Source organism: Bradyrhizobium sp. SK17, from assembly GCF_002831585.1.
Classification (GTDB): domain Bacteria; phylum Pseudomonadota; class Alphaproteobacteria; order Rhizobiales; family Xanthobacteraceae; genus Bradyrhizobium.
Genome location: NZ_CP025113.1, coordinates 373770 through 394260 on the forward strand (window position 1 = coordinate 373770; position 20491 = coordinate 394260).

Consider the following 20491-nt stretch of genomic DNA (forward strand, 5'->3'; position numbering starts at 1 on the left):
GCCGATCGATGGCGCGGCGGGACTATCCCTTTGCAGCAATAGGTTTTCGAGGGGAGGCTGCGGGCGATCGCATAGGATTCGCATAAGCGGCGCGCCGGCCGTTACTGGCCGGACGCGCACTGCATGCTCAAATCCCCTCGAATTGCAGCCGCGCCAGCCGTGCATAGAGGCCGCCCGCGGCGACCAGTTCGGTGTGGGTGCCCTGCTCGACGATCCTGCCCTGGTCCATGACCAGGATGCGGTCGCAGGACAGCACGGTCGCCAGGCGATGCGCGATGACGAGCGTGGTGCGGTGGCGCATCAATTCCTCCAGCGCTGTCTGCACCAGCGTCTCGCTCTCGGCGTCGAGCGCCGAGGTCGCTTCATCGAGCAGCAGCAGCGGTGCATCACGCAGGATCGCGCGCGCGATCGCGATGCGCTGGCGCTGGCCGCCGGACAGCGTCACGCCGCGCTCGCCGAGCTGGGCGTCGAAGCCGCCGGGCAGCCGGCGCAGGAATTCGGTGGCATGGGCGAGATCGGCGGCGCGCTCCACTTCGGCATCGGTGGCATCGGGCCGACCGAACCGGATGTTCTCGCGGGCCGAGGCAGCAAACACCACCGAATCCTGCGGCACCAGCGCGATCCGCGCCCGCACCTCGGCCGGATCGGCCTGCCGGATCGGCACGCCGTCGAGCGAGATGGTGCCCGATTTCGGATCGTAGAAGCGCAGCAGCAGGTGGAACAGCGTGCTCTTGCCGGCGCCGGAGGGGCCGACGATCGCGACCTTCTCGCCTGAACCGACCTTCAGCGACACGCCGTCGACCGCGAGCGCATTGGGCCGGGTCGGATAGGCGAAGCTGACATCGTCGAAGCCGACATCGCCGCGCGCCGGCTGCGGCAGCGCCCGCGGCGAAGCCGGCGCCGCGATCTGCGGCTTGACGCGCAGGATCTCGAACAGCCGTTCGGCGGCGCCCGATGCGGCCGAGACCTCGCCCCAGACCTCGCTGAGCTGGCCGAGGCCGCTGGCGGCAAAGGCCGTGTAGAGAATGAACTGGCCGAGCCGGCCCGGACTGATGGCGCCGACCAGCACGTCGTGCGAGCCGACCCAGAGGATCACGACGACACTGGCGAACACGATGAAGATCACGATCAGCGTCAGCACCGCGCGCGCCTTGGTCGAGCTGCGCGCGGCTTGATAGGCCTGCTCCACTTCGCCGGCGAAACGCGTCGTGGCGAGCCGCTCGCCGGTATAAGCCTGCACGGTGCGGATCGCGTTGACCAGCTCGGACGCATAGGCGCTGGCATCGGCCAGCGTGTCCTGGGCGGTGCGCGACAGCCGCCGCACCCAGCGGCCGAACGCGACCAGCGGGATCACGATGATCGGGATCGCAAGCAGCACGAAGCCCGAGAGCCGCGGGCTCGTGATCACCATCATCGCGGCGGCGCCGAAGAACAGCATCAAATTGCGCAGCGCGATCGATACCGAGGCGCCGACCGCCGACTTGATCTGCGTGGTGTCGGCGGTGAGCCGCGACACCAGTTCGCCCGACCGCGCGGAATCGAAGAACGAGGGCGACAGCGAGATCAGATGCGCGAACACGTCGCGCCGGAGATCGGCGACGATGCGCTCGCCGATCGTCATCACGAGGTAGTAGCGCGAGGCGCTGGCACAGGCGAGCACCGCGACGACCGCGATCATCACGCTAAAATAGCTGTTGATCATCGCGATGCCTTCGGGCGTGAAGCCCATGTCGATCATCCGCCTGACCGCAACCGGCACGATCAGCGTGGTGATCGCCGCTGCTGTCAGCGAGATCAGCGCGAGGATCGCCCGTCCCTTGTAGCGCGCCACATAGGGCGCAAGCGCAAGCAGCGGCCGCAAGCGGGCACGGCTCTTCGCCGGCTCCGTGATCTGGCTCTCGATGAAGGCTTCCTCATCGAGCAACGCATCGCGCGGCGGCTCGGGGGCGCCGCGAGGGGTCTCAAGCTGTTCGGCTACACTCATTCTTCTTAGACCGGTTCTACCGCCCCCCACATAGGCCCGCCGACCCCCGGCTGGCAAATCCGCTGAAGCCCAATCCGGTGATGGGGTTGGCGCCCTTGCTTGAGGCCTTTCTTGGCTTGTTTTGGGGGGCTCCATGCGTTATAGAGCCGGCCAAATCCCGTACCTGAATGTCTTGAGATGGGCGCCGGCGCGCCGAAGGAACTGTCATGAAAGCCGATATTCATCCGAATTATCATACGATTAAGGTCGTCATGACCGACGGCACCGAGTACCTGACCCGCTCGACCTGGGGCAATGAAGGCGACACGCTGAACCTCGACATCGACCCCAAGTCGCACCCGGCCTGGACCGGCGGCACCCAGCAGCTGATGGACCGCGGCGGCCGCGTCTCGCGCTTCCAGAAGAAGTTTTCGGGCTTCCTCAAGAAGGACTAAAGTCCGCTTCGGGATTCCCCTCGCTGTCGAATGCAGAACGCCTCCGTTTCGGGGGCGTTTTTGTTTTTGGGCGCTCCGGGAAGATTGGACGAGCGGACGCACACTCTCTCCGAGCCGTCGTCCCGGCGCAGGCCGGGACCCATACGCCGCGGCGGATGTTGGAGGCGGGACTCGTCATTCCAGCATCGCTCAACAATCGCGTTCGGTGGTTATGGGTCCCGGCCTTCGCCGGGACGACACCGAGAATGGTGCACGGTCGCGGGTCATACGTCCTCATTCTCGCGGCATCATCTGCCCGGAGTTTTGCTTTTCGTTCCGCCCTCCTCTCACAGAGGGCGCAGGGAAAGCCGGGTGCCGATCGCACCCATGGGCCCCGAGCAATGGGTAGAAAGCTCGGGGGTAGGACCACAGGTGTAACCGGAAACAACCCGGCTTTCCCTGCGCGATGGGTTACGGCTTACTTCGTGCTCTCCCCGGCGAGACTTGGCTTGTTTGTCACCGTCTTCGCAACGCGCACCGCGCAATCGGAAAAGACACCTGCCACTTGGGCGTCAGGACCACACGACTTCACCGTCCGCCTCACGCGCACTCGTCAGTCGCGCATTCGGCGTCCACCGCATCTCGACCCGCGTTCGTGACGACCGCGAAGCGCCCCTCGATCGGATGAGACGGCCAGACCATACACTGAGTTGATCTACTGATAAACCGAAATATTTTCATGGCGGGGGCTTGACGCATTTTTGCTGAGTTGCCCGTCGGGTTATCTTGTCGCACCTGCCGCCCCCAAGCGGGTCTGCCGTCCTCAGGCGGCGCACACCCGATCATTGGGACGACTTCGGATCGATCGAGATCCTGACGAATCGCAGCTCCTTGACGCGGCCATCATCGACCGACAAAGCATCGCACTTACCGTCGTCGGCGCAGACGAACTTCAGATTCCCTATCGGAAAACCCGTCGTGAAGGCATCAGTTCCCACGGGTTGCAGATCGAGATCTCCTCGCAGGTAGCGCACTTTCAGCGCGTTCTCGCGAACGAACACGTCATAGATGACGCCGAGTTCCGCACTGTAGTAATGACCTTCGTATGCAGTGAGCCGATCCGCCGCAGGCTTGGTGATCGCTATGCGCCTCAGAGGAAGACTGGCGCCGTTCTGGTGCAGGATCGCGTGCTGCACCGTTCCTCCCGGCGTTACTTCATCGAAGACGACTTCGGCAGAGACGACCCTCAGTCGGAACGCGGTGTTGGAGACCGCGTACATCGGAAACGATGGCTGGCCGGTCGCGCGCGTGACGAGGTGATCATTGTCCTTGCTGAACGAAATGATGAATCCCGGCCTGAGTTCATAGTCGCCAACATAGGCATCGAGGAGCTTGGGGTCGACTGCAACTTCCGGCTTGTCGTCAAGCGCCTGCTTGTCAGAAGCGGGCTGCATCAGGTCCTTCAGATAGATGTCTGCGATCTCGAACGACAGTGCCGCTGGATTCAGATCTCCCGCGTTTGCGAGGATCACGACCGAGAAATGCTGGTCCGGAAACCTGAGAATATTGGTCCGATAGGCGGCGTCGCCGCCCGAGTGCTCGACCGTCCTGAGCCCGCGATACTTTCCGATGAACAGGCCGGACGCGTAGTTGATGTCCTTGCCGTTGTTGAGCTTGCCTTTCTGCTGCATCTCGGCGAGCAGCGCCGGGCCGCCGGCTTCGGCCGTGTAGAAGTTCTCGTCCCAGCGCGCCAGATCGCCGACCGTTGAAAACAGGCTCGAAGGCCCGACCGTCGAATAGCTCAGCGCGATGTACTGGTACTTGCCGTCCGGCCGTCGCGCGTAGGAATAGGCCCGGTCCTTGACGACGGTGCCGTATCTGTCCTGGAAGTGCGTGTTCGACATACCGAGAGGATCGAAGATGCGCTGCTTCGCGAACTCGGCCAGCGTCTTGCCGGACACTTGCTGCACGACCATCGCGAGCAGGGTGTAGCCGCTGTTGCTGTAGAGGAATTGATCGCCGGGCGCGAAGTTCAACCCGGTCTGTTGAAACAGCAGGCGCGCGACATCATCGTCCGTGATCTCGTCGTCAAGCCGCCACCCTGCGAGGGCCAGAAGATTCCACTGGTCGCGAACGCCGCTCGTGTGATGAAGGAGCTGGCGGATCGTTATCACCTTGCCGAAATCGTGCAGCTTCGGAACATACTTGCGAACGTCATCATCCAGGGACAGCTTTCCGTCCTGGACGAGCAGGTAGATCGCGAAGGCGGTGAACTGCTTGGAGACCGATGCCAGGTGAAACACGGTTGCCGGCGTATTGCGGATGCCATACTCCAGATTGGCCGCGCCATAGCCTTGGCTGTAGATGATCTTGCCGTCTTGCAGGACGGCAACGACGGCACCGGGCGAGTTCGGTTCGGCCCATCGGACAAACAGCTGATCGACGGCGCGCTCGGCCGACGCTCGGTCTGGCGTTGCGGCGATCGGGGACTCCGATCGAGAGCCGGTGGCACCAAGCGCCGAAAGACACAGCGCCGCAACCGCAATAGTCCTGAAAAGCATAACGACTCTCCCGGTCGATGCTGCGAAGCGTCGCGCCATGACCGTAACACAAAGGCAGTTGGGGTTGCCGTCCTCATCAAAAAGTGAGGCATCTGCCCCTAGCGATCCTGGAACGCCAGCCGCGCGCCGAGTGCGATCAGGATGCTGCCGCCGATCCGCTGCATGATCCGTTGCGATCGCCGGGAGCGTTGCAGCTTCGACATCACGGCGCTGGCAAAGACGACGCAGACGATATCGACCGCCGAGAAGGTCAGGTTGACGATGGTGCCGAGCAGGAACAGTTGGGCCCAGACCGGCAGACTCGCCGTCGCATCGACGAATTGCGGCAGGAACGCCAGGAAGAAGATCGCGGTCTTCGGATTGAGCACCTCGACGACGATGCTTTGGGCGAAGGCGCGCTCGGCGGAGAGCGGCGCCAGCGTGGGACGCTTGGTGTTGTCTCGATCGCGAAACAGCGACAGGCCGAGCCAGACCAGATAGGCCGCGCCGGCGAGCTTCATCGCGGTGAACAGCGGCGGTACCGCATGAAACAGCAGCGCGAGGCCGGCGGCCGCGGCGACGACATGGACGTAGCCGCCGAGATGCAGCCCAAGCGAGGCCATCAGCCCCGCGCGCCGGCCGCCCGCCAGGGTGCGGGCCGCAGCATAAAGCATCGCTGGCCCGGGGATCAGCGCGAAGGTGGCGGTCGTAATGGCGAAGGCAAGATACAATTCCATGTGAGGTTCAATCTCCGGACGATAAGGGGCTGATCGGCCGCTACTCCCCAGCAGCCGTCATTGCAAGCGAAGCAATCCATCTGCCCGCGTCTACCAAGGGATGGATTGCTTCGTCGCTATCGCTCCTCGCAATGACAGGCTGCGAGCCTCAATTCGCCGGGATCATCGCCGCGACCTCATGATCGACGGGGTTGTCGCTTTCGCCGAGTCCGGCGATGACGCCGGCGCGATCCTCCTGCTTGCGGTTCTGGCTCATCTTCTTCTTGGCATCGATCCGGGTGATCGGCATCCGGAAGCCGACGATGCCGCGCAGTTGGGCCTTGATGAAATCATCCGGCGCGTCGCTGACCTGCCAGGCTTCCGCGCGCGGCTTCTCGTGCAGCTCGGTCAGCCGGGTGACGACATCGAGCAGGCGATCGGCATCTTCGAAGAATTCGGCCGCGCCGTAGGCGTGCACGGCGACGTAATTCCAGGTCGGCACCACCTTGCCGTGCTCGGCCTTGGTCACATACCAGGACGGCGTCACATAGGCGTCGGGACCCATGAAGATCGCCATCGCCTCGCCGGTCGCAGGCAGCTTCCATTGCGGATTGGGCCGCGCGACGTGGCCATAGAGCGTGCCGTACTCGCCCTCGTGTGCGTTGAGGATCAGCGGCAGCGGCGTGCCGATCAGGCCGTCCGCGGTCGCGGTGACCAGCGTCGCGAGCCGTGAGGCCTGCATCGCGGCGTGGATCGGGCCGAGCTCATCCATCTTGAAATGCGGCGGCAGGTACATCGCGAACCTCTTGCAGACCTCTTGGTCGTCCCCATCACTTGTTGCTCGCAGCATAGCGCCGAAGTGGTCTATGATAAGAGCCACTTTCGATCATCTTAAATGGTCCACTATGCCCCGCCTGCGCGCCACGATCAGCATCCCCTCGCTCGGCGCGATCGACCGCGCCGCCGGCCAGGTCGGGCGCCAGCTCGCGCAGGCCCTGCGTGCTGGAATCACCAAGGGCGAACTGAAGGCCGGGGAATTCCTGCCGTCGACGCGGGCGCTGTCGGCATCGCTCGGCGTCGCGCGCGGCACGGTGACCGAGGCCTTCGAGCAGTTGCAGGCCGAGGGCTATCTGGTCTCGCAGGTCGGCGCCGGCACCCGTGTCGCGCCGACCTTTGCCGAACCGGCACGACCCGTCGGCCCGCCGGCTGGTCGCGGCCCGAACAAGTCAGCTCCGATCCAATTGCCGCCGCGCGCGGCGCGGCTGGCCAAGGTGGCGGCGGCGTTCACGCCGATGCCGGAAGTCCCGTTCGCGATCGCGGTCCCGGGCGGCGCCGTCGCTCCCGACGACAATTGGCGCCGCCTCGGCAACCGTGTGCGCGCCTCGCGCGCGGCGGCGCCCGCGAGCTACGGCGATCCGCGCGGCTTGATGGAGCTGCGGCAGGCGATCGCCGACTATGTGCGCAAATCCCGCGCCGTGCATTGCGAGCCCGAGCAGGTCGTGATCACGGCCGGCACGCAACAGGGATTGTATCTCGCCGGTCGCGTGCTGCTGTCGCCGGGTGATCCGGTGTGGACCGAGGATCCCGCCTATCCCGGCATGACCGCCGTGCTCGACGATCTCGATCTCGTCACCACGCGCGTGGCCGTCGATGCGCAAGGCATCGACGTCGACGCCGCGATCGCGGCGTGCCCGGATGCCCGCGCGGCGTTCGTAACCCCGTCGCATCAATATCCGCTGGGGATGCCGATGAGCATGGCCCGCCGCAACGCGCTGGTGGCGTGGGCACAGCTCAGCAATGGGTGGATCGTCGAGGACGATTACGACAGCGAGCTGCGCTATGCCGGCCATCCGTTTCCGTCGATGCAGGGTCTCGCGCCGTCACGCGTGATCTATCTGGGCACGCTGAGCAAGGTGCTGTTTCCCTCGCTGCGGCTCGGCTATGTCGTGGCGCCTCCGCCGCTGATCGATGCCTTCGCCGGCGCCCGCGCCCTGCTCGACCGCCACTCGCCGACCGCCGACCAGCACGTGCTGGCGGCCTTTATGCGCGAGGGGCTGTTCGAAGCGCATATCCGGCGGATCCGCGGCGTCTATGCCGCGCGGCGCGCGACATTGATCGCGGCGCTGACGCGTCACATGCCGGATGACGTCACGCTGCAACCGAGCGACCAGGGCATGCACCTGCTGCTGTGGCTGCCACCGCGCTTCGACGATGTGCAATTGGCGAGAGCCGCGCTTGCCGAGGGCATCGTGGTGCGGCCGATTTCATCGATGTACAAGAGTGAGCCACGGTCGGGCCTGATGCTCGGCTTCGGCGGGTTCGAGCCGGACGAGCTTGAGGCAGCGGCGGTACGGCTGCGACACGTCATGGATCAAAGCCGATCGCCGCAGTTCAATGCCGATTGAGCTATTTCTGTTCGGCCTGCTCCGGCCGAATGGTCATGGTGTGGACATGCTTCGGCTCGTCCAGCGGGGTCGGCCGCGCGCCTCGTTCCCGTTCGGCAGCTTCGACGCGAGCCTTGGCGTCCTCAATCAGCGCGACGCAAGTCGATTGATCAATAGTAAATTCGAAGGGGGAGACGCCGGACGCAGAAAGGACTTGATGGATCACCACTCCATTTTTCTGAAGCAGCCCTACGCGGCCATCAAAGCAAAACTTACCTGCAAATCGAAGTCGCCGGTCCTCGCCCTCGGCCTTGTTGCGAGGAAGCATTCCCGCATCATTCGCTCTGTAACGCACGTCGACGACATTGTCGTGCGATGTCGCAGCTTCGAAGGCTATCGGCATGGTCGCCGGATTTGGCACCTTCGCTTCAAACGCGTGAGCCATCGCGTCGATGGAACGAGCAATTGCCTGGGCCATTTCCGCAGGCGTCTTGGGCTCCGGATGACCGGCCGTCTGGCCGCCAGCATTGCCAATTGCGGCCACTGCGAGCACCCCCGAAGCGGTCGCAGCTATGAGTAGCTTTCGCCGAGAGACCACGCCGTAAGCCCGTTATTTCCCGACATGCGCTACCCCTGGTTCGGGAGGCACGGCGGGTTGAAGTACATTGTAGACGATTACACCAAACATGCACCAACCGAAGGCGCAAAGAAGAACGCGGAAACGTTTGCGGTTGTAGTCAGCCAGCAAGAAGGTGCCGCCGAAATACGATGAAGGACTAAGGTCGCGGGCCACGTACGCAGCCCAGATCATTCGCAGCAAGGTCCACCCGAAGACCAGCCATCCGAGCACGACCCAGGCGAGAAAAAATTTCTCCAATGGTCGTCTCCGGTAGGGGGACCGAATGCGCCAGCGATGCCTCTCGGCACCGGTGTTACTGCTCGAACGCCGCCTTGAGGCGGTTGAGCTGCGGCACCAGCGGGTTGCCGATGGTCGAACGATCCGGCGCCGGCGCGTGAATCGTGGTGTCGAGCCGGCGGACACGCGCCTGCAAATCCATCGAGCGGGCGATCAGCTGCTGCAATTGCTCGGGCAACTTCGTCACCATGTCGGCCGGGCCAGGATCGGCAGCCGACAGCTTGACCTTGGTCTTTTCGCGATTGGCCTGGGTCAGCGTCATCTCGCCTTCCTTGACCGCGCGGTGCAGCAGCAGCCAGGAGGCGAGCTGCATCAGCCGGGTGGTCAGGCGCATGCTCTCGGTGGCATAGGTCAGGCTGACGGAGCGTTCCAGCGCCTTGGCCTCGGCGCGGCCGTCGCCGTCGAGATAGGCGGCGGTCTGCTCGACCAGGTCCATGCCTTCCCGGAACAGCACGCCAAATGCCGCAGAATTGGTCAGCCGTTCGCTGAACAGCACAAGCCCGACTTCGCTCTGGGAACGATCGGCCATGGTTAACGCCCTCACACCACCGTAACGCCCGCCGGCGTCTGATGCGCCAGCTTATGATGAACAAATCATTGCGCGGGCGCGCCGAAGAGTCCAGCCGCAACCCGATTTATGGTTTCCAGCTGATGGGACGCAACAAAAAAGAGCCGCCGTTTCCGGCGGCTTTTGAAGTTGATAACAGGGAGGCGTCAAACAGAGTGGACAGGAGCCACTCGGTGTCCAAACGAGGACAATGCAGTCATAATCGAGAAAGCTTAATCAATCGTAAATGAACGGATTTCTTGACGCTTTGTTTGCCACGTCGGCCATTGACCGAGTTTGGCACAGGCCCTCGCTGGTCCCCACGCGTCGTCCCGGCCTGGTGCGCCATTGCGCACGGGGCCAGGACCCATAGCCCCCAGTGCCCGCGTTGCACGTGGCTGTGGCCCAACCTTACGCAACGAGGAACAGCGGTGGTTATGGGTCCCGGATCGCGCTCGCTTACTCGCTTGTCCGGGACGACGTGATGTGATGTCGCTGGCTACGACTTGAAGAACGCGTTGGCGGCATCCTTCGACGCACGCTTCTTCGACATCGCCTCCTTCAGGCGATCGACTTCGGTGGTGAGCAGCGCGATGCGCTCGGTCAATTCCTCGACCGAGAGCAACGAGAGATCCTGTCCGATCTCGTGGCTGATCTTCTTCCGCGGCCGGTCCTCATCCTCAATCGGCATGTGTCCTCCCGGCGATGTGATCTGGCGCCTTGGGCCCAGAGATGTTAGATCTGCATACGAGGAGAATTTTGCAGTGACTTTCGTGTGCGCGCAACATCTGACGCGAATGCCCCGGCCCGACCGCAAGGAGTCTGACCGGACGGGATAGCGCGCGTCTGCGCGCGAGGCATGAGCCGACCCCAAGCCCTTCCGATCATGCGGGAGGGCTTTTTGATTTTTCCGATTTGATTTTCGGGGTCGGCATCAGCCAACGCGAAAGACCCTCACCCATGAGCAAGATTCTCATCACCAGCGCCCTTCCTTACGTAAACGGCGTCAAGCATCTCGGCAATCTCGTCGGCTCGCTGCTGCCCGCCGACGTCCACGCCCGCTTCCGGCGGCAGATCGGCTGCGACGTGCTGTTCATCTGTGCGACCGACGAGCACGGCACGCCGGCCGAGCTCGGCGCCATCGAGGCCGGACAGGATGTCCGCACGTTCTGCGACGCGCAACACGCCGTCCAGGCCGACATCTACCGGCGCTTTGGCCTCGCCTTCGATCACTTCGGCCGCACCAGTTCGCCGCGCAACCATGCACTGACACAGCATTTCTATCGCCGGCTCGATGCCGCCGGGCTGATCGCGGCGCAGACCTCGCAACAAGTTTGGTCGCCGCTCGACCAGCGCTTCCTGCCCGACCGCTACGTGCTCGGCACCTGTCCGCATTGCGGCGATCCCAACGCGCGCGGCGATCAGTGCGACCATTGCGGCACGCTGCTCGACCCGCCGGAGCTGATCGCGCCGCGCTCGGCGCTGTCAGGCGACCGCGCGCTCGAGATCCGCGACAGCCGTCATCTGTTCCTGCGCCAGTCGCAACTCGTCGAGAAGATCGGCGCCTGGATCGACAGCCGCGCGGGATGGCCGCCCTTCGTGGTGTCGACCGCAAAGAGCTGGCTCAATGCCGAGCTGCGCGACCGCTGCATCACCCGCGATCTCGCCTGGGGCATCGCGGTGCCGCGCGAGGGCTTCGACGGCAAGGTATTCTATGTCTGGTTCGATGCGCCGATCGGCTACATCGCGGCGACGCAGCAATGGGCGGACGCCGCGCCCGATCGCGACTGGCGCGATTGGTGGTGGCAAGCCAGTGACGTCAGCTACATCCAGTTCCTCGGCAAGGACAACATCCCGTTCCACACCGTGAGCTTTCCGGCGACGCTGCTCGGCTCCGGCGAACCATGGACCACCGCCGACGTGATCAAGGGATTCCACTGGCTGAATTACGAGGGCGGCAAGTTCTCGACCAGCCGCAAGCGCGGCATCTTCACCGATGCGGCACTGGAGGAACTGCCGGCCGACCTCTGGCGCTGGTGGCTGATCGCCAACGCGCCCGAAAGTGCCGACACCGATTTCGGCGTCACGCGGTTCGTTGCCGATGTGAACAAGGATCTCGCCGATATCTTCGGCAACCTCGTCAACCGCATCACGAGCTTCGCGCATCGTGCCTTCGACGGCCGCATTCCGGATGGCGGCGCCCCCGGTGACGCCGAGCATCGGCTCGCGCGTGATCTGGAGCAACGCATCGCGGCGCTGCACCGCCATCACATCGCACTGGAGTTTCGCGCCGCCGCGGCGACTACGCGCGCGATCTGGGACGTCGCGAACGCCTACCTGCAACACGCAGCCCCCTGGACGGCGATCAAGTCCGATCCAGACCGCGCCGCCGTCATCACCCGCATTGGGCTCAATCTGGTCGCGCTCTGCGCCACGCTGGCGTGGAGCATCGTGCCGGGTCTGTCGGAACGCGTGCTCGGCGCACTCGGCCACGACGATGCGGTGCCGTGCTGGCCCAATGGCCCAGTGCTCACGCTGCTGGATCGCGGTGCCGGCACGCCGGTCGCGCGGCTCGGCCCGCTGGTCGAGAAAATCACCGCGGAGAAGGCCGACCATCTGACGAGGCGGTTCGGGACGTAATGGCGTTTCGCTCCGTTCGAAAAGGCGTTATGCCATCCGCCAATCCTCTTCCCTGACCAAGGACGAACCATGTCGAACCTGCCCGCGCAAATGACCGTCGTTGCCATCAGCAAGCCCGGTGGCCCGGAGGTGCTGGTGCCGGAGACCCGCGCGTTGCCGGTGCCGAAGGCCGGCGAAATCCTGGTCAAGGTCGCGGCCGCCGGCGTCAATCGCCCCGACGTCGCGCAGCGCTCCGGCTCCTATCCGCCGCCGCCCGGCGCGAGCGACCTGCCCGGCCTCGAGATCGCGGGCGAAGTGGTGGCGCTCGGCGAAGGCGCCAAGCACAAGATCGGCGACAAGGTGATGTCGCTGGTCGCCGGCGGCGGCTACGCGCAATATTGCATCGCGCAGGACGCGCAGGCGATGACCGTGCCGTCCTCACTGTCGATGCAGGAAGCCGGCGCTACTCCGGAAACCCTGATGACGGTGTGGCACAATGTGTTCGAGCGCGGCGCGCTGAAGGCCGGCGAGACGCTGCTGATTCACGGCGGCTCGTCGGGCATCGGCACGATGGCGATCCAGCTTGCCAAGGCGTTCGGCGCCAAGGTGATCGTCACCGTCGGCTCGCAAGACAAGGCCGATGCCTGCCTGAAGCTCGGCGCCGATCATGCGGTCAACTACAAGACCGAGGATTTCGTCGAGGCGGTGAAGACGGCCACCGGCGGCGCCGGCGCCAATGTCATCCTCGACATGGTGGGCGGCGACTATATCGACCGCAACTACGACGCCGCCGCGGTCGAGGGCCGCATCGTCCAGATCGCGTTCCTGTCGGGAACACCCAAGACCACGGCCAATTTCTCCAAGCTGATGATCAAGCGGCTGCACCACACCGGCTCGACCTTGCGTCCCCGTAGTAATGCGGACAAGGCGGCGATGGTCGCGGCGATCGAGGCAAAGGTGCTGCCCTTGCTGCGCGAAGGCCGCGTCAAGCCGCTGATGGACAGCACATTCCCGCTGGAAAAGGCCGCCGACGCGCACCGCCGCATGGAGACCAGCGAACATATTGGCAAAATTGTGTTGGTCGTCTAATTCTCAACGTGGAAGCAGGGGCGGAAACCCTTTGATTCCCTTCGCATTCGTGTCATTTATCGCGCCACCTCCGGGCCGGTCGCCGGATCCGGGCAGTTTGTCGATCGCGGAGTACTGACATTGCGTCTGATCAGGTGCCTTGCGCTGCTCGCGCTGGGCCTCATGATGTTTGCCGCTGCGCCTGAAGCGTATGCGATCGACGCGGTCAGCGTGCGCAGCGATGCGCCGGCGATCGACCTGACAGCGGTGCTCGACCATCAGCGCAGTGAAGGCGATCGCATCCAGGTCTCCACCGCGCCGGGAACCGACGGCATCGTGCGCCGCATCGAGGTTCGCGCCCGCGAAGGCGGCCAGAACTGGGTGGTGTTCGCGCTCGCCAACAACACCGACGACCAGCTCGACCGCCTGATCGTCGCGCCGCATTACCGCATCGTGTCGTCAGGCCTGTTGTGGCCAGACCTCGGCCTGTCGCGCATCGCGACCATCACGCCCTCGGTCGGCGATCGTCCCGAGCGGCAGGAGAGCCCGACCGCCGACGTGTTCCGCATCACGCTCGATCCCGGCGCCGTCGTCACCTATGTCGCCGAACTGCGCACCGACAAGCTGCCGCAGCTCTATCTGTGGGAACCGGACGCCTACAAGGACAAGGTCAACTCGTTCACGCTGTACCAGGGCATCGTGATCGGCATCTCGGGCCTGCTCGCGCTGGTGCTCACGATTTTGTTTGTGGTCAAGGGCAGCATCATGTTCCCGGCCGCCGCCGCGCTGGCCTGGGCGGTGCTGGTCTATATCGGCGTCGACTTCGGCTTCTGGGGCAAGGTGCTCGACATGTCGAACAACGCCGAGCGCGTCTGGCGCGCGGCGGGCGAGGCGATCCTCGCGGCGACATTGCTGGTGTTCCTGTTCGCCTATCTCAACCTCAGTCGCTGGCACGTGCGCTACTCGCACATCACGATCGGCTGGCTGGTCTTCCTCGGCTCGCTGGTGGCGCTGGCGCTGTTCGATCCCGCGGTCGCCTCCGGCATCGCGCGGATGTCGCTGGTGATGATCGCGTTCGCCGGCTTCGCCCTGATCGTCTATCTCTCGACCCACGGCTTCGACCGCGCGGTGCTGCTGATCCCGACCTGGTTCCTGCTGGTGGTCTGGGTAATCGCAGCCGGCATGACGGTGGCGGGCTCGGTCACCAACGACATCGTCGGCCCGGCGCTGCTCGGCGGCCTGGTGCTGATCGTGATGCTGATCGGCTTCACGGTGATGCAGCACGCCTTCGCCGGCGGCGGCGCCACCACCGGCGTGGTCTCCGATGTCGAGCGACGGGCGCTGGCGCTGACCGGCTCCGGCGACCTGATCTGGGACTGGGACGTCTCCGCCGACAAGGTGTTCACCAGCCCCGAGACCGAGGCCCTGCTCGGCCTGAAGCGCGGCACGCTGGAAGGCCCGGCGGCGAAATGGCTCGAGGTGCTGCACCCGCTCGACCAGGACCGCTTCCGCGCCGCCCTCGACAGCGTGCTCGACCAGCGCCGCGGCCGCCTGGTGCAGGACTTCCGGCTGCGCACGCCGGACGGCCACTTCATGTGGTTCGCACTGAAGGCGCGGCCGGTGGTCGGCTCCGACGGCGAGGTCTCGCGCGTGGTCGGGACCCTCACCGACGTCACCGAGTTCAAGAACTCCGAAGAGCGGATGCTGCACGACTCGGTGCATGACAATCTGACCGGCCTGCCGAACCGCCGCCTGTTCATGGACCGCCTCGGCGCGGTGGCGAACCTCGCCAAGACCATGCCGAGCCTGCGGCCGACCCTGATGGTGATCGACCTCGACCGCTTCAAGCAGGTCAATGATTCCGTCGGCATCGCGGTCGGCGATTCCATTCTGCTGACGCTGGCGCGGCGGCTGACCCGCATCCTGAAGCCGCAGGACACGCTGGCGCGGATGGCGGGCGACCAGTTCGGCCTGATCCTGCTGTCGGAGCAGGACCCGGCGCGGATCACCAATTTCGCCGAGACCATCCGCAAGACCATCCGCGCCCCGATCGCCTTCAACGACCGCGAGATCTTCCTGACCGCCTCGATCGGGCTTGCGCTGTCCGATCCGCAGGCGCCGCTCACCGACGAGATCATCAAGGACGCCGAACTTGCGATGTATCATTCGAAGCGGATCGGCGGCGATCGCATCGACGTCTACAAGCCGGCAATGCGGGCGCGGAAGACCGACCGCCTGACGCTCGAGAGCGATTTGCGCCGCGCCATCGAGCGGCAGGAGCTCACGATCCTGTACCAGCCGATCGTACGGCTGGAGGATCGTGCGATCGCGGGCTTCGAGGCGCTGGTGCGCTGGGACCATCCCAAGCTCGGCCGGATGTCGCCTTCGGAATTCATCAACGTCGCCGAGGAGACCGGCCTGATCGTCGATCTCGGCATGTTCGTGATGGACCAGACCGCGCGCCAGCTCGCGGTGTGGCAGCGCGCGATGCGGGCGCGCGAGCCGATCTTCGCTTCGGTCAACGTGTCGTCGCGGCAGTTGCTGCGCCACGACCTGATCCACGATATCCGCACCGTGCTGTCGCGCTCCTCGGTGGCGCGCGGCACGCTCAAGCTCGAATTGACGGAATCGCTGGTCATGGAGAACCCGGAGCACGCCGCCCAGATGCTGGCGCGGATCCGCGAACTCGGCACCGGTTTGTCGCTCGATGATTTCGGCACCGGCCATTCCTCGCTGTCCTATTTGCAGCGCTTCCCGTTCGACACCATCAAGATCGACCAGTCGTTCGTCCGCACCACCAGCCGCGGCACCCGCCCGGTGATCCTGAAATCGATCATCGCGCTGGCGCATGATCTCGGCATGCAGGTGGTGGCGGAAGGCGCCGAGACCGATTCCGACGCCGTCGAGCTCTACCAGCTCGGCTGCGAATACGCGCAGGGCTTTGCGTTCGGCGAGCCGATGGACGCCGACGCCGCCACGCGGCTGCTCACCGAGGAACGGCTGGAAGCCGCGAGCTAAGGCTCCGGCGGAAGCAAATCTGTCGCCCCGACTTCCGATGTCATACTCCGCGAAAGCGGAGTAGCCAGTACGCCGCGCCGTCGCCGTATCGCGATGAAGGCCCTGGAATACTGGATCGCTCGCTTTCGCGGGCGATGACGTTGCTCCCGCTAACGCGGCTTCGGCATGCGCTTGAACTTGACGCTCTTGCCGTCGGTCTGGCGCGTAGCGATGTAGCCGGCCTCGAGGCAGGCTTCGCGCTGCGGCATCTTCTCCTGCGGGCTGCGCAGGGTTTCCCACCACGAGGCGCGATGCGCGGCGCGCGGCAGCGCCGCGTCGATGATCGTCTCGATCTCGTCGAAAGTCAGCACGAACTCAGGCAGATGCTGCTTCTTCAGATAATCCCGCAGCGTGTCGTAGTCGTTCACAACGTCCTCGATGACAAGATTCAATATACCGGCAACCACCCGTTAACCCATTCGGAGGCCGCTGTCGCCATTTAAGGCGACAACAAGATTTCCCGATGCATGACGGCTTTTTGGAGCTGAGAATGCCACTTCGACGGGGAAACGACGCAAAACGGCGCTGGCGGCTATCGGCAAAGCTGCTGATCGCCGCGGCGGTTGCGACCGTCCTCGGCTTCTCCGCGGTCTGCACCGGCGTGATGCTCGACATGCGCCGCGGCGAGGAGGAACTGGCGCGCCGGACCCTGGAGAATCTCGCGTCGGGCATCGAGGCCGACATCAGCCGCAATGTCGAGCTCTACGACCTGTCGCTGCGCGCGGTCGCCAGCAATCTCGAGATGCCGGAGATCCGCAATGTCAGCAAGGAGCTGCGCCAGTTGATCCTGTTCGATCACGCCGCGACCGCTCAGCATTTCGGCGCGATCCAGGTGTTCGACGCGGCCGGCAACCTGACCATCGACGCCGCAAGCCTCGATCCGCGACCGGAGAACCGCAGCGACGAGGAATACTTCACGGCCCATCGCGACCATCCCGACACCGGGCTCTATGTCAGCCGGCCGATGCTGCATCGCGGCTCCTACGCCATCGTGTTGAGCCGGCGCATCTCCGGCGACGACGGCCGCTTTCTCGGCGTCGTGGTCGGCTCGATCCGCTTCAGCTATTTCCACGACCTGTTCGGCCGCTTGAACCTCGCGCCGGGCGACACCATCACCGTGTTGCGCCGCGACCGCACCATCATCATGCGAACGCCGTTCGATCTCGACGTGATCGGCAAGAACCTCGCGGAGCAGCTGGACTGGAAGGCCGAGAACCTGAAGGTGGGCGGCGCCTTCTCGGGCAAGGGTCCGGTCGACAGCACGCCAAGGCTCTATGTCAGACGCAGCGGCGCCGGCCCGCTCTACGTCGTGGTCGGCAAGCCGCTCGAAGCGGTTTTCAACCTCTGGCGCACCGAGGCGATCCGGATCGGCGCAATCATGGCAGTGCTGATCCTGTTCGTACTCAGCGCGGCGATGGTCCTTGCCCGCGAGATCGTCCGCCGCGCCGACGCCGAAGACAAGCTCGAGGAACTGGCGACGACCGACGCCCTCACCGGCCTGAAGAACCGGCGCAAGTTCGACAGCGAGATCGATCGCGAGTGGCGGCGAGCAAGCCGGCACGGCCAACCGGTTGCGCTCCTGATGATCGATGCCGATCACTTCAAGGCCTACAACGACACCTATGGGCATCAGGCCGGTGACCAGGTGCTGGTCGGGATCGCGATCTGCATCTCGGACGCGGTGCGTCGCGCCGGCGATTGCCCGGCGCGCTTCGGTGGCGAGGAATTTGCCGTGCTGCTGCCCAACATGACCGCGCTCGAGGCTTTCAAACTGGCTGAAGCCATCCGCGGCAAGGTCGCGCAATGGTGCGAGGGCGAATCGATCACGACGGTGAGCATCGGCGTCGCCAGCATGCGCCCGATCGCCGGCCAGCAGGCGGCCGACCTGATCGAGGCCGCCGACAAGGCGCTCTACGCCGCCAAGGCCAACGGCCGCAACCAGTCGGTGCTCGCGACCGTTCCGAAGATCGCGCTGGTGGCGTGAGGTCGAAGCCGGCAGCAGCGAGATGCCGGTTGCACATCGAGCATCGAGCCACGCAACTCTCACCCCATCGTCGTCCTGGCGAAAGCCAGGACCCATAACCACCGAATTTGCTGGTGAACGGGAACGTGGCCCCAGCGCCGCGCAGCAGCGAGCATTTGGGGTAATGGGTCCCCTGAGTTCCCAAACGAAGTGCAACACTTCCATCTGGAGGTGTTGCCATGGGGCGGACTTACAAGCAGCTCTGCCTGGAGGAGCGATGCGAGATTGCCAGGCTTTCGGCCGGTGGCAGCTCGATCCGGCAAATCGCGGCAGCTTTGGATCGCCCGCCATCAACGATCTCTCGGGAGCTGAACCGCAATTCTGGCGTTCAGGTCGGTTACAAGCCCAGCTATGCCCAGCAACAGATGCGAGCGCGGCGCTGGACGGGCTCTCGCCTCGAACGAGAGCCCGGCCTGCGCCGCGCGGTGTTGGAACGTCTTGGTCGGGGCTGGTCGCCCGAGCAGGTCGCCGGCCGGCTGGCGCGTGAGCACGGCCGCAGGGTGATCTCCTATGAGAGCATCTACCGCTTCATCTATGCCCAGCTCACCCGCACCTCGGACTTCAGCTGGCGGCGCTATTTGCCGCGCGGCAAGAGCAAGCGCGGTCGTCGCGGCAAGCGGGGCGGCAGTCCCGCAAGCTTCATCGAAGGCCGTGTTTCGCTGGATCAGCGCCCCATCGAGGTCGCCGATCGCAAGACCCCGGGCCATTGGGAGGCCGACCTCATGATGTTCTCCAAATACGGTCAGCAGATCTTGGCCGTGCATGAGCGCACCTCCCGCCTGTTGCTCGGCGTCCCCCTCGCAAGCAAGCTCGCCTCCGGCGTCGCCCACCATCTCGTGCGCCTGTTCGAGGTCCTGCCACAACCGATCCGCCGGACCGTCACCTTCGACAACGGCACCGAGTTCGCAGCTCACCTTTCCTTGCAAAGCCTCTTGATCAAGACGTTCTTCTGCGATCCCCACGCCCCCTGGCAGAAAGGTGGCATCGAGAACGCCATCGGCCGCATGCGCCGCTTCATCCCGCGCAACACCGACCTTGAGAAGCTGCCGACCCGCCGCCTTCGCAAGTCCATCGCCGCCTACAACAACACCCCGCGCAAATGCCTTGACTTCAAGACCCCGACAGAGGTCTTTGCTGCTCAAGTGTTGCACTTCGAGTGTGAATCCACCTCCTGGCTTTCGCCAGGACGACGATGAACAGGTTGCGCTGGTGGTGCGCCGTCGGGCAAATCAACGCTAGCGACGCGGCCCCGCTCACTTCTCGAGATATCGCTTCATCTCGGCGATCAGGCCGTCGCGCAACTCGGGGCGCTTGAGGCCGAAGGCGATGTTGGCGCGGAGGAAGCCGGGCTTCGAGCCGCAATCGTGGCGCTCGCCCTCGAACTCGACGCCGTAGAACTTCTGGGTCTTCGCGAGCCCGATCATCGCGTCGGTGAGCTGGATCTCGCCGCCGGCACCGCGCTCCTGCGTAGCCAGGATATCGAAGATCTCCGGTTGCAGGATGTAGCGGCCGGTGATCGACAGGTTGGACGGCGCGGTGCCCTTCGCCGGCTTCTCCACCATGCCGTCGACCTCGAAGATGTTGCCGGTGCGCTTGCCGACACCACAGATGCCGTACTGATGAGTGAGTTCGTCCGGCACCGGCTCGACCGCGATTACATTCGACTTCTCGCCAAGCTTGTTGGCAGCATCGACCATCTGCTTCAGGCAACCCGGCGTGTTCAACACCAGCTCATCGGGCAACACCACCGCGAACGGCTCATTGCCGACGATATCGCGCGCGCACCACACTGCGTGGCCGAGGCCGAGCGGCGCCTGTTGCCGGGTGAAACTCATCGCGCCGGCTTCAGGCTGGTTCTGGGCCAGAATGTCCTGCTCGGTCTTCTTGCCGCGCTGCGCGAGCGTGGTGTCGAGCTCGAACATGCGGTCGAAGTGATCCTCGATGACGCCCTTGTTGCGGCCGGTGACGAACACGAAGTGCTCGATACCCGCTTCCCGCGCTTCGTCGACCACATACTGGATCAACGGCTTGTCGACGATGGTCAGCATCTCCTTCGGCATCGCCTTGGTGGCGGGCAGCACGCGGGTGCCGAGACCGGCGACGGGAAATACGGCTTTGCGGATCTTCATGGGATTATCGGGAGCCCTTGAAATGGGTGGGACGTGCGAAACTGTTTTATTTGACGCGTTTTCCCGCGAACCGGAATCGACTTCGCTTGAAAGCA

The 20491-nt window shown here is 64.7% G+C and carries 18 protein-coding genes; 8 read left to right on the forward strand and 10 right to left on the reverse strand.

Translation table 11 applies throughout. From position 1 onward, the window contains the following. Positions 1–127: 127 nt before the first annotated feature. Positions 128–1984: an ABC transporter ATP-binding protein/permease gene (locus CWS35_RS01740; RefSeq protein WP_100950449.1), complete on the reverse strand. Its 1857-nt coding sequence runs from the start codon at positions 1982–1984 to the stop codon at positions 128–130. Between the two features lie 206 nt (positions 1985–2190). Here CWS35_RS01740 and rpmE point away from each other — a divergent pair, with 206 nt between their 5' ends. After that, the gene (gene rpmE / locus CWS35_RS01745) at positions 2191–2418 is read left to right on the forward strand and encodes a 50S ribosomal protein L31 (protein WP_100950451.1); all 228 of its coding nucleotides are present in this window, start codon (positions 2191–2193) and stop codon (positions 2416–2418) included. An 821-nt stretch (positions 2419–3239) separates the two neighbouring features. Here rpmE and CWS35_RS01750 read toward each other — a convergent pair. From CWS35_RS01750 to CWS35_RS01760, 3 genes are all read right to left on the reverse strand, one after another. Then, a complete protein-coding gene (locus CWS35_RS01750) occupies positions 3240–4958 on the reverse strand; it encodes a serine hydrolase (RefSeq protein WP_168226251.1) in 1719 nt (572 codons plus the stop codon). 98 nt (positions 4959–5056) lie between these two features. After that, positions 5057–5674, reverse strand: coding sequence for a LysE family translocator (locus CWS35_RS01755; protein WP_100950455.1), 618 nt, complete (start codon positions 5672–5674; stop codon positions 5057–5059). A gap of 148 nt (positions 5675–5822) precedes the next feature. After that, positions 5823–6449 carry an FMN-binding negative transcriptional regulator gene (locus CWS35_RS01760; protein WP_100950457.1) on the reverse strand — a complete coding sequence of 209 codons (627 nt, stop codon included), beginning with the start codon at positions 6447–6449 and terminating at the stop codon, positions 5823–5825. A 109-nt stretch (positions 6450–6558) separates the two neighbouring features. Here CWS35_RS01760 and CWS35_RS01765 point away from each other — a divergent pair, with 109 nt between their 5' ends. Next, entirely contained in the window at positions 6559–8058 is a 1500-nt protein-coding gene (locus CWS35_RS01765; protein WP_100950460.1) for a PLP-dependent aminotransferase family protein, read from the forward strand. Between the two features lies 1 nt (position 8059). Here the strand turns inward: CWS35_RS01765 and CWS35_RS01770 are convergent, their stop codons facing one another. From CWS35_RS01770 to CWS35_RS01780, 3 genes are all read right to left on the reverse strand, one after another. Next, positions 8060–8581, reverse strand: a complete 522-nt coding sequence (locus CWS35_RS01770; protein WP_157817059.1) for a hypothetical protein — start codon at positions 8579–8581, stop codon at positions 8060–8062. Between the two features lie 66 nt (positions 8582–8647). Then, positions 8648–8914 carry a hypothetical protein gene (locus CWS35_RS01775; protein ID WP_100950465.1) on the reverse strand — a complete coding sequence of 89 codons (267 nt, stop codon included), beginning with the start codon at positions 8912–8914 and terminating at the stop codon, positions 8648–8650. 55 nt (positions 8915–8969) lie between these two features. Continuing rightward, positions 8970–9482 (reverse strand): DUF1465 family protein, encoded by a 513-nt coding sequence (locus CWS35_RS01780; RefSeq protein WP_024584378.1) that lies wholly within the window; start codon positions 9480–9482, stop codon positions 8970–8972. A gap of 41 nt (positions 9483–9523) precedes the next feature. Here CWS35_RS01780 and CWS35_RS38755 point away from each other — a divergent pair, with 41 nt between their 5' ends. Continuing rightward, a complete protein-coding gene (locus tag CWS35_RS38755; protein ID WP_157817060.1) occupies positions 9524–9751 on the forward strand; it encodes a hypothetical protein in 228 nt (75 codons plus the stop codon). A 248-nt stretch (positions 9752–9999) separates the two neighbouring features. Here CWS35_RS38755 and CWS35_RS01785 read toward each other — a convergent pair whose 3' ends face one another. Next, complete coding sequence (locus tag CWS35_RS01785; protein ID WP_100950467.1) at positions 10000–10191, reverse strand: DUF1192 domain-containing protein; 192 nt, start codon at positions 10189–10191, stop codon at positions 10000–10002. A gap of 269 nt (positions 10192–10460) precedes the next feature. Between CWS35_RS01785 and metG the strand changes: the two genes are divergently transcribed. From metG to CWS35_RS01800, 3 genes are all read left to right on the forward strand, one after another. Next, positions 10461–12140: a methionine--tRNA ligase gene (gene metG / locus CWS35_RS01790; RefSeq protein WP_100950469.1), complete on the forward strand. Its 1680-nt coding sequence runs from the start codon at positions 10461–10463 to the stop codon at positions 12138–12140. 69 nt (positions 12141–12209) lie between these two features. Further along, a complete protein-coding gene (locus tag CWS35_RS01795; RefSeq protein ID WP_024584375.1) occupies positions 12210–13208 on the forward strand; it encodes an NAD(P)H-quinone oxidoreductase in 999 nt (332 codons plus the stop codon). 120 nt (positions 13209–13328) lie between these two features. Then, a complete protein-coding gene (locus tag CWS35_RS01800) occupies positions 13329–16205 on the forward strand; it encodes an EAL domain-containing protein (RefSeq protein WP_024584374.1) in 2877 nt (958 codons plus the stop codon). Between the two features lie 149 nt (positions 16206–16354). Here the strand turns inward: CWS35_RS01800 and CWS35_RS01805 are convergent, their stop codons facing one another. Next, the gene (locus CWS35_RS01805; protein ID WP_024584373.1) at positions 16355–16612 is read right to left on the reverse strand and encodes a hypothetical protein; all 258 of its coding nucleotides are present in this window, start codon (positions 16610–16612) and stop codon (positions 16355–16357) included. Positions 16613–16734: 122 nt separating this feature from the next. Between CWS35_RS01805 and CWS35_RS01810 the strand changes: the two genes are divergently transcribed. Both CWS35_RS01810 and CWS35_RS01815 read left to right on the forward strand, forming a co-directional pair. Further along, the gene (locus tag CWS35_RS01810) at positions 16735–18228 is read left to right on the forward strand and encodes a sensor domain-containing diguanylate cyclase (RefSeq protein ID WP_029880028.1); all 1494 of its coding nucleotides are present in this window, start codon (positions 16735–16737) and stop codon (positions 18226–18228) included. Positions 18229–18446: 218 nt separating this feature from the next. Beyond that, the gene (locus tag CWS35_RS01815) at positions 18447–19463 is read left to right on the forward strand and encodes an IS30 family transposase (RefSeq protein WP_100950471.1); all 1017 of its coding nucleotides are present in this window, start codon (positions 18447–18449) and stop codon (positions 19461–19463) included. Between the two features lie 57 nt (positions 19464–19520). Here CWS35_RS01815 and galU read toward each other — a convergent pair whose 3' ends face one another. Beyond that, positions 19521–20396 carry a UTP--glucose-1-phosphate uridylyltransferase GalU gene (gene galU, locus CWS35_RS01820; RefSeq protein ID WP_024584371.1) on the reverse strand — a complete coding sequence of 292 codons (876 nt, stop codon included), beginning with the start codon at positions 20394–20396 and terminating at the stop codon, positions 19521–19523. Between the last annotated feature and the right edge of the window lie 95 nt (positions 20397–20491).

Coding starts and splice junctions, on each gene's coding strand:
- CWS35_RS01740 (WP_100950449.1), bottom strand. CDS start 1,984: ATGAGTGTAGCCGAACAGCTTGAGACCCCTCGCGGCGCCCCCGAGCCG.
- rpmE (WP_100950451.1), top strand. CDS start 2,191: ATGAAAGCCGATATTCATCCGAATTATCATACGATTAAGGTCGTCATG.
- CWS35_RS01750 (WP_168226251.1), bottom strand. CDS start 4,958: ATGCTTTTCAGGACTATTGCGGTTGCGGCGCTGTGTCTTTCGGCGCTT.
- CWS35_RS01755 (WP_100950455.1), bottom strand. CDS start 5,674: ATGGAATTGTATCTTGCCTTCGCCATTACGACCGCCACCTTCGCGCTG.
- CWS35_RS01760 (WP_100950457.1), bottom strand. CDS start 6,449: ATGTACCTGCCGCCGCATTTCAAGATGGATGAGCTCGGCCCGATCCAC.
- CWS35_RS01765 (WP_100950460.1), top strand. CDS start 6,559: ATGCCCCGCCTGCGCGCCACGATCAGCATCCCCTCGCTCGGCGCGATC.
- CWS35_RS01780 (WP_024584378.1), bottom strand. CDS start 9,482: ATGGCCGATCGTTCCCAGAGCGAAGTCGGGCTTGTGCTGTTCAGCGAA.
- CWS35_RS38755 (WP_157817060.1), top strand. CDS start 9,524: ATGCGCCAGCTTATGATGAACAAATCATTGCGCGGGCGCGCCGAAGAG.
- CWS35_RS01785 (WP_100950467.1), bottom strand. CDS start 10,191: ATGCCGATTGAGGATGAGGACCGGCCGCGGAAGAAGATCAGCCACGAG.
- metG (WP_100950469.1), top strand. CDS start 10,461: ATGAGCAAGATTCTCATCACCAGCGCCCTTCCTTACGTAAACGGCGTC.
- CWS35_RS01795 (WP_024584375.1), top strand. CDS start 12,210: ATGTCGAACCTGCCCGCGCAAATGACCGTCGTTGCCATCAGCAAGCCC.
- CWS35_RS01810 (WP_029880028.1), top strand. CDS start 16,735: ATGCCACTTCGACGGGGAAACGACGCAAAACGGCGCTGGCGGCTATCG.
- CWS35_RS01815 (WP_100950471.1), top strand. CDS start 18,447: ATGGGGCGGACTTACAAGCAGCTCTGCCTGGAGGAGCGATGCGAGATT.
- galU (WP_024584371.1), bottom strand. CDS start 20,396: ATGAAGATCCGCAAAGCCGTATTTCCCGTCGCCGGTCTCGGCACCCGC.